Raw genomic sequence first — 7687 nt, forward strand, 5'->3', positions numbered from 1 at the left:
GCTGCGCAGTACATGCCCGACAGGCCCAAGCCGATGCGGCGCATGCTGCTGCCTGCCGGCATGTCGACGATGCACTGAGACAACAGGGCGGGATCGTCCAGGCCCGCCACCTGCGCAGACGTCAATGGCTCCAGAGGCGTCGCCACGGGATCGGTGGATTGGGAGGGCGCAGGGTTCATCGGGCTCGCTGATACAGTCGGGCTGCCACAGAGGTCACCACCATGGGGTCTGAGGCGACACAGGTGGGCAATCTACACGGAAATTTACGGGTTTACCCCAACAAGGATCAACGCAATGTCTCGGATTGTGTTTCAAGTTGCCGGCATTCCAGCCTTGAAAGCCGTATTTGGCGCAATCGGCTTGTGCATCGCCGCAACAAGCCTCAATGCCAGCGCCTGGGCCCAGGAACGCGCCCAACGGCTACCGACCGTGCTGCTCGGTGCCGGCATGCACAACATCAAGGCGGAAGTCGCCCAAACCCCCGAGGAGCACGAGATTGGTCTGATGTACCGCACGAGCATGGGCGGCAACGAGGGCATGATCTTCATCTTCGACCGACCGGGCAAACAGTGCTTCTGGATGAAAAACACGCTCATCCCGCTGTCTGTGGCTTTCGTGGCTGACGATGGCACGGTCGTGAACGTGGATGAAATGAAGCCACAAACGCTGGACCCGCACTGCTCGGCCAAACCAGTGCGCTTCGTGCTGGAGATGAACACCGGCTGGTTTGCGAAGCGGGCCATCAAGGAAGGCTTCAAGCTCACTGGCGCACCTTTCGGCACGCCTCGCTGAGCCTGGGCACCGCACTCGCGGCGCCTCGGATCAACGGGTCTTGGCTGCGATGCGCTCCTTCAACTGTGGCATCACCATCAGGGCGGCTTCGCGCCCTGCCAGGATGGACAGCCGACGCGCGCTGAATTCGGCGCTGCCTATGCCCTCCAGCTTGGGACGCATCACGACATCGGCGTCCTGCAACTCGAACTGGCTGATGGCGTGCCCCATGATGTTGAAGGTCTGCAGAAGGATGTCCACGGCGCCCTTCGTCGACTGCCCCTCGGGAATGGCGGAGATGTCCACCGCGATCACGACGTCCGCACCCATTTGTTTGGCGTAACGAACCGGGATGGGCGACACGGCGCCCCCATCGATGTATTCGCGCCCGCCAATCTTCACCGGCTCGAACACACCCGGAACCGAGCTGGAGGCGCGCACGGCCGTGCCAGGGTCGCCTCGGCGAAACAGGATGGGCTGGCCGTTTTGCAGGTCTGCCGCCACGATGCCCAGCGGCAAGCGCATGCTCTCGATCTGCTTGCCGCCCGTCAGGTTGCGCACAAACTTGGCCAGCGCCTCGCCTTTGAGCAGTGATCGCCCGGGGAAGACCCAATCGGTGATGGTGGACTCGTCCAGCGTCATGGCCATGTTGGTCAATTCGGCGGGCGTCTTTCCCGAGGCATAGAGCGCTGCCACCACGCTACCCGCCGAGGTGCCGACGATCAGATCGGGCTTGATGCCCTGCTCTTCCAGCACCTGCAGCACGCCTATATGGGCAAAGCCACGCGCCGCACCACCGCCCAGTGCCAGCCCGATCTTAGGAGGCCTCGGGGCGGGCTTGGGCGCCACAACGACCGGGGCCGGTGATGGAGGGGGCCCCACGGGCTCCTGAAAGACGCTGCACGCACTCAATGCCATGGCGGCCCCCAGAACGGCCAGCCTCTTGAATCCGCCATATTCCGCCAAGGAATAAACAACTTCTAAAACTGTTCTTCGCATTTATATAAAAGTTTTCTACATTTCAACCTCCTTCAAACTGCCCGCCATGCTCTTCTTGCTTGCGGGCGCGTTCAGAAAGCTGAAGCGTTTAATGAATTTCGATTGGACGGCCATCGCCGCCGGGGCCGGTGTGGGCTCGATTGTGGGGCTGACTGGCGTTGGTGGCGGCTCTTTGATGACCCCCCTGCTGATTTCGGTCTTTGGTCTCGAAAAGGCAGTGGCCATCGGTACCGACCTGTGGTTTGCCGGGCTGACCAAGGTGTCGGGCTCGGTTGCGCACCACCGCGAAGGCCATGTGGACTATCACATCGTCAAGAAGCTCCTGCTGGGCAGCATTCCCGCGACCATCCTCACGATGGTCGCCATGCACCAGTTCGGTATCCACAAAAGCGGCGACAGCGCCCTGGCCTATGCCCTGGGCATTGCCCTGCTGCTGACGGCCGTGACCGTGGCGTTTCGCCCCGTGTGGCACAAGGTTGGTATCTGGCTGGAGCGCTGGATCACCCGGGAACGCCGTGGCCCACTGACAGTGTTGTGTGGCGCCATCCTGGGCGTGCTGGTGTCCTTGAGCTCCATCGGCGCCGGTGCGCTGGGGGCCACCATGATCCTGCTGCTCTACCCTCGCCTGGACATGAAGCGCCTGGTTGGCAGCGACATCGCCCACGCGGTGCCACTGACCATCGTCGCCGGCATCGGCCACGCGTCGCTGGGCAACGTCAACTGGGTGCTGCTGATTGAATTGTTGATCGGCTCCATCCCCGCAATCTGGGTGGCCGCCAAGCTGACCAAGCATTTGCCTGAGACAATCACGCGTTTTGCGCTTTGCGCCTGCCTGGTCCTTGCTGCCAAGAAGGTTTTGCTGACCGCTTGATTCACAACCAGAACCGCCGCCGCACAGTTCACGCCACGGGGTGACGTGCCAGGCAGATTTGACACATCGACACCCTGCTTGAGTGCGGGAGACTTGCCATGTATCAGTACACCGAATTTGACAAACAGTTCGTCCGCCAGCGTGCGGCTCAGTTCCGCGACCAGCTGGAGCGCAACCTGGCTGGCAAGCTGGGCGATGACGAGTTCCGTCCGCTGCGCCTGCAAAACGGCTGGTACGTTCAGCGTCATGCGCCGATGCTGCGTGTGGCCGTGCCTTACGGCGAGATGTCCAGCAAGCAGATCCGCCAGCTGGCAAAGATCGCCCGCGAATACGACCGCGGCTACGCCCACTTCACGACGCGCCAGAACGTCCAGTACAACTGGATCCCGCTGGCCAAGAGCGCCGATGTGATGGACCTGCTGGCCGAAGTCAACATGCACGGCATCCAGACATCGGGCAACTGCATCCGCAACATCACGGCAGACGCCATGGTGGGTGTGGCCGAAGACGAGATCATCGACGCACGCCCCTACTGCGAAGTGCTGCGTCAGTGGTCCACGCTGCACCCCGAGTTCGCCTTCCTGCCTCGCAAGTTCAAGATCGCCGTGAGTGGTGCCAAGGAAGACCGCGCCCTGGTCTACTGGCATGACATCGGCCTGCAGCTGGTCAAGGATGACGAAGGCGAAGTTGGCTTCAAGGTGATCGTGGGCGGTGGCATGGGCCGCACCCCCATCACCGGTACGGTGATCAACAGCTTCGTGCCCTGGCAACAGATCCTGGTCTACATCGAGGCCATCGTGCGCGTGTACAACCGCTACGGCCGCCGCGACAACATGTACAAGGCCCGGATCAAGATCCTGGTCAAGGCTGAAGGCCAGAAGTTCTTCGACCAGGTCAACCAGGAGTTCAGCGACATCCTGACGCGTGACGTCGATGGCGCTGCCCACATCATCCCGCAGGCCGAGTTCGACCGCGTGAACGTGGGCTTCGGCTTCCCCGAATCGGTCAAGGCCTACACGCCGACCGGTAACGGCCTGCCCGCCGATGCGTCCGACGCTGACAAGACGCAGTTCGGCAAGTGGCTGGAGCGCAATGTGAAGGGCCACAAGGTGCAGGGCTACAAGAACGTGCACCTGACGGTCAAGCGCGTGGGCCAGGCGCCCGGCGACGTGACCGACGCCCAGATGGACGCCATCGCCGACATGGCTGATCAATTCAGCTGCGGCGAACTGCGCGTGACCCACGACCAGAACGTGCTGCTGCCCTTCGTGCGCGAAGACCAGCTGTTTGCCCTTTGGCAAGTCGCCAAGGCCGCCACGCTGGCCTCGGCCAACCTGGGCCTGCTCAGCGACATGATCGCCTGCCCCGGTGGTGACTTCTGCGCTCTGGCCAACGCCCGCTCCATCCCCATCGCCAACGACCTGATCGAGCGCTATCAGGATCTGGACGAGCTCTACGACATCGGCGACATCGACCTGCACATCTCTGGCTGCATCAACTCCTGCGGCCACCACCACACGGGCCACATCGGCATCCTGGGCGTGGACAAGGATGGCACCGAGTGGTATCAGGTCACCCTGGGTGGCTCCGATGGCTCGGATCACGCGCCCACCAGCGTAGCTGGCAAGGTGATCGGCCCTTCGTTTGCGGCCGATGAAGTCACGGACGTGATCGAAGCCGTGATCGAGACCTACAAGGGCCAGCGCGCTGCCAACGAAAAGTTCGTTGACACCGTCAAGCGCATCGGCATTGACCCGTTCAAGGCCGCGGCCAACGCCGTTCGCCGCTCCACTGCGAAGGCAGCCTGATCGGGCAGAGAGGACACAACATGAAATTCATCGACATCCATCACGACCAGTGGCACACCGTGGGCGGCGAAGACGGCCCCATGTCCCACCCCCCCATCAAGGCCTACAGCCTGCTGACGCTGGGCCAGTGGCATGCCGTGCGCGAACAGTGGCCTGCGCAGGGCTCGGCCGACTACAAGCCAGTTGGCGTGATCCTGCCCAATGACACCGACATCGAAGTGCTGGAAGCCGATGTGGCCAAGCTGGCGCTGGTGGTGCTGCAGTTCCCCAAGTGGGTGGACGGCCGTGCCTACAGCCAGGCCCACATCCTGCGCGCCCGCTACCGCTTTGGCGGCGAGATCCGCGCCACCGGTGAAGTGCTGGTGGACATGATGCCCCTGATGGCGCGCTCCGGTTTTGACGCCGTGGTGCTGCGTGCGGACCAGGACCGTGCAGCCGCTGAACGTGCCCTGGGCTTCTTTGCGGCCCGTGGCCACTACCAGGGCGACATCAAGGTGACCAAGCCTGTGTTCGGTCGCGCGGCTTGATCCCGCATCACAAGGAGTGAGCTGACATGAGCGAATCCTCTTCTCTGGGTGGCGTGTCGTCGCTGATCGGTGGCCCGGCACCTGCTGGTTCGGCCATCGCGTTGTACAACAACCCGAGCCCGACCTACGCCGACAAGGTGCACGCCACGATCGAGTTGCTGAAGGCTGCGGCCATCGAGCACAACGGCAAGGTCGTGCAGGCCACGAGCCTGGGCGTGGAAGATATGATCGTGACCGATCTGATCGCCCGCTATCGCCTGCCGATCGCCATCGGCACGCTGGAAACCGGCATGCTGAACCCGGAAACGGCTTCGCTGATCGGCACCATCGAGACGCACTACGCCGATATGGGCATCCACGTCGAGGTCTACAAGCCTGTTCAAGAGGCCGTGATCGAGTTCGTGCAGAAGAACGGCGAGAAGGCCATGTACGAAAGCATCGATCTGCGCAAGGCGTGCTGCGGCATCCGCAAGCTCGAACCGCTGAGCCGCATGCTGGCCGAACGCACAGCCTGGATCACCGGCCTGCGCCGCGAGCAGTCCAACAACCGTGGCGACATGGCCGCGCGCGAACAGGACGACAAGGGCCGTGCCAAATTCAACCCCATGATCGACTGGACCTGGGGTGATGTGTGGCACTACGTGTCCGTCAACCACGTGCCTTACAACCCGCTGCATGACCAGTTCATGCCCAGCATCGGTTGTGCCCCATGCACGCGTGCCATCGCTGTCGGCGAGGACTTCCGCGCTGGTCGGTGGTGGTGGGAAGACGAGAAGGCCAAAGAGTGTGGCCTGCACGTGCACAAGAATTGAATCCCGAAAAGTAGATTGAAGCTATGACTGATGTGAACCAATTGCTGGCGGATGTGGACCACCGCCACCTGGACGCCCTGGAAGAAGAAGCGATCTTCATCCTGCGTGAAGTGGCCGCCAGTTTCGAGCGCCCCGGCCTGCTGTTCTCCAGCGGCAAGGACTCCTGCGTGGTGCTGCATCTGGCCGAGAAGGCCTTCAAGATGAAGAACGCCGAAGGTAAGCTTGAAGGCAAGCTGCCCTTCCCACTCGTGCACGTGGACACCGGCCACAACTTCCCTGAAGTGATCGAGTTCCGCGAGCGTCGCGTCAAGGAAATCGGCGAGCGCCTGATCGTGGCGCACATGGAAGAGTCCATCAAGAAGGGCACCGTACGCCTGGCTCATCCGCTGGAATCGCGCAACGGCCACCAGACCGTGACCCTGCTGGAAGCCATCGAAGACAACCGCTTCGATTGCCTGATCGGCGGCGCCCGTCGTGACGAAGAGAAGGCCCGAGCCAAGGAGCGCATCTTCTCGCACCGCGACAGCTTCGGCCAATGGCAGCCCAAGGAACAGCGCCCCGAGTTGTGGAACCTGTTCAACACCCGCATCAAGCCGGGCGAGCACTTCCGCGCCTTCCCCATCAGCAACTGGACCGAGCTGGACGTGTGGCTCTACATCGCCCGCGAAAACATCCCGCTGCCCAACATCTATTTCAAGCACGCCCGCCAGGTGATCCGCCGCAAGGGCCTGCTGGTGCCGCTGACCGAGGTCACGCCCGCCCTGGAAGGCGAAACCATCGAGACCGTGGACGTGCGTTTCCGCACCGTGGGTGACATGACCTGCACCTGCCCGGTCGAGAGCGATGCGGCCAACCCGGCCGACATCGTTGCTGAGACCCTGCACGTGACCGTGAGCGAACGTGGCGCTACCCGCATGGACGACCGCACGTCCGAGGCCTCGATGGAGCGCCGCAAGAAGGAAGGCTATTTCTGATGACTAACGTGACCCATAACGAAGCTCGCGAAGAGCTCGCCCACAAGGCCCTGCGCTTCCTGACTGCCGGCAGCGTGGATGACGGCAAGAGCACCCTGATCGGCCGCCTGCTGTTCGACAGCCGCGCCATCCTGGCTGACCAGCTGGATGCGCTGGAAAAGCGCGCCGCCGGCGCCCCGATCGACCTGTCGCTGCTGACCGACGGCCTGGAAGCCGAACGCGAGCAAGGCATCACCATCGACGTGGCCTACCGCTACTTCGCGACCAAGACGCGCAAGTTCATCATCGCCGACGCCCCCGGCCACGAGCAGTACACCCGCAACATGGTGACGGCTGCCGCCGGTTCTGACGCGGCCGTGGTGCTGGTCGACATCACCAAGATCGACTGGAAAGCCTCGCCTGTGCCTCTGCTGGCCCAGACACGCCGCCACAGCCTGCTGGCCCACCTGCTGCGCGTACCCAACATCGTGTTCGCCATCAACAAGCTGGACGCCATCGAGCAGGACACCGAGACCGCCTTCAACAACGTCAAGGCTTCGCTGGAAGCTTTCGCGCAGCAAGCCGGCATCAACAGCAAGGGCGTGATCCCCGTGTCGGCCCTGCGCGGCGACAACGTGACCACACCGAGCGCCAACTGGCCCTGGTACCAGGGCCCGACGCTGCTGCAAGTGCTGGAAGAACTGCCTCCGAGCGACGAAAGCCATGACGGCGCCCTGCTGCACCCTGTGCAGTACGTGACCCGCGACAGCGTGGGTGAAGGCGAAGCCACAGCCTCTGGCACCGGCCACCAGTACCGTGCTTTCTGGGGCCGCATTGCCCACGGCGCGGTCAAGGCTGGCGACGAAGTGCAGATCTTCCCGAGCGGCGAAACCGCCATCGTGGCCGAAGTGCGCCATTCGGCGCTGGTGGTCGATTCGTGCGAAGC

General features: G+C 63.0%; 8 protein-coding genes. 7 read left to right on the forward strand and 1 reads right to left on the reverse strand.

Going from position 1 to position 7687, the window contains the following annotated elements:
* Nucleotides 1-294: 294 nt before the first annotated feature.
* A complete protein-coding gene (locus VFW93_RS15520; RefSeq protein WP_329694873.1) occupies nucleotides 295-792 on the forward strand; it encodes a DUF192 domain-containing protein in 498 nt (165 codons plus the stop codon).
* 30 nt (nucleotides 793-822) lie between these two features.
* On the opposite strand, the gene VFW93_RS15525 is transcribed toward VFW93_RS15520, so the two are convergent.
* On the reverse strand, nucleotides 823-1689 hold the full coding sequence (locus VFW93_RS15525) for a patatin-like phospholipase family protein (protein WP_329694874.1): 867 nt from the start codon (nucleotides 1687-1689) through the stop codon (nucleotides 823-825).
* Between the two features lie 172 nt (nucleotides 1690-1861).
* Here VFW93_RS15525 and VFW93_RS15530 point away from each other — a divergent pair, with 172 nt between their 5' ends.
* The 6 genes from VFW93_RS15530 to VFW93_RS15555 all read left to right on the forward strand — a co-directional run.
* Nucleotides 1862-2641 carry a sulfite exporter TauE/SafE family protein gene (locus tag VFW93_RS15530; protein ID WP_329694875.1) on the forward strand — a complete coding sequence of 260 codons (780 nt, stop codon included), beginning with the start codon at nucleotides 1862-1864 and terminating at the stop codon, nucleotides 2639-2641.
* Between the two features lie 98 nt (nucleotides 2642-2739).
* Entirely contained in the window at nucleotides 2740-4449 is a 1710-nt protein-coding gene (locus VFW93_RS15535; RefSeq protein ID WP_329694876.1) for a nitrite/sulfite reductase, read from the forward strand.
* 20 nt (nucleotides 4450-4469) lie between these two features.
* Nucleotides 4470-4976, forward strand: coding sequence for a DUF934 domain-containing protein (locus tag VFW93_RS15540; protein ID WP_329694877.1), 507 nt, complete (start codon nucleotides 4470-4472; stop codon nucleotides 4974-4976).
* A 26-nt stretch (nucleotides 4977-5002) separates the two neighbouring features.
* Nucleotides 5003-5788, forward strand: a complete 786-nt coding sequence (locus VFW93_RS15545) for a phosphoadenylyl-sulfate reductase (protein ID WP_329694878.1) — start codon at nucleotides 5003-5005, stop codon at nucleotides 5786-5788.
* A 23-nt stretch (nucleotides 5789-5811) separates the two neighbouring features.
* Entirely contained in the window at nucleotides 5812-6762 is a 951-nt protein-coding gene (gene cysD, locus VFW93_RS15550; protein ID WP_414639696.1) for a sulfate adenylyltransferase subunit CysD, read from the forward strand.
* On the forward strand, nucleotides 6762-7687 hold a 926-nt coding region (locus VFW93_RS15555; protein WP_329694879.1), incomplete at its 3' end, for a GTP-binding protein. The genes cysD and VFW93_RS15555, both read left to right, overlap by 1 nt.

This window comes from Aquabacterium sp., assembly GCF_036279675.1.
GTDB lineage: Bacteria > Pseudomonadota > Gammaproteobacteria > Burkholderiales > Burkholderiaceae_C > Aquabacterium.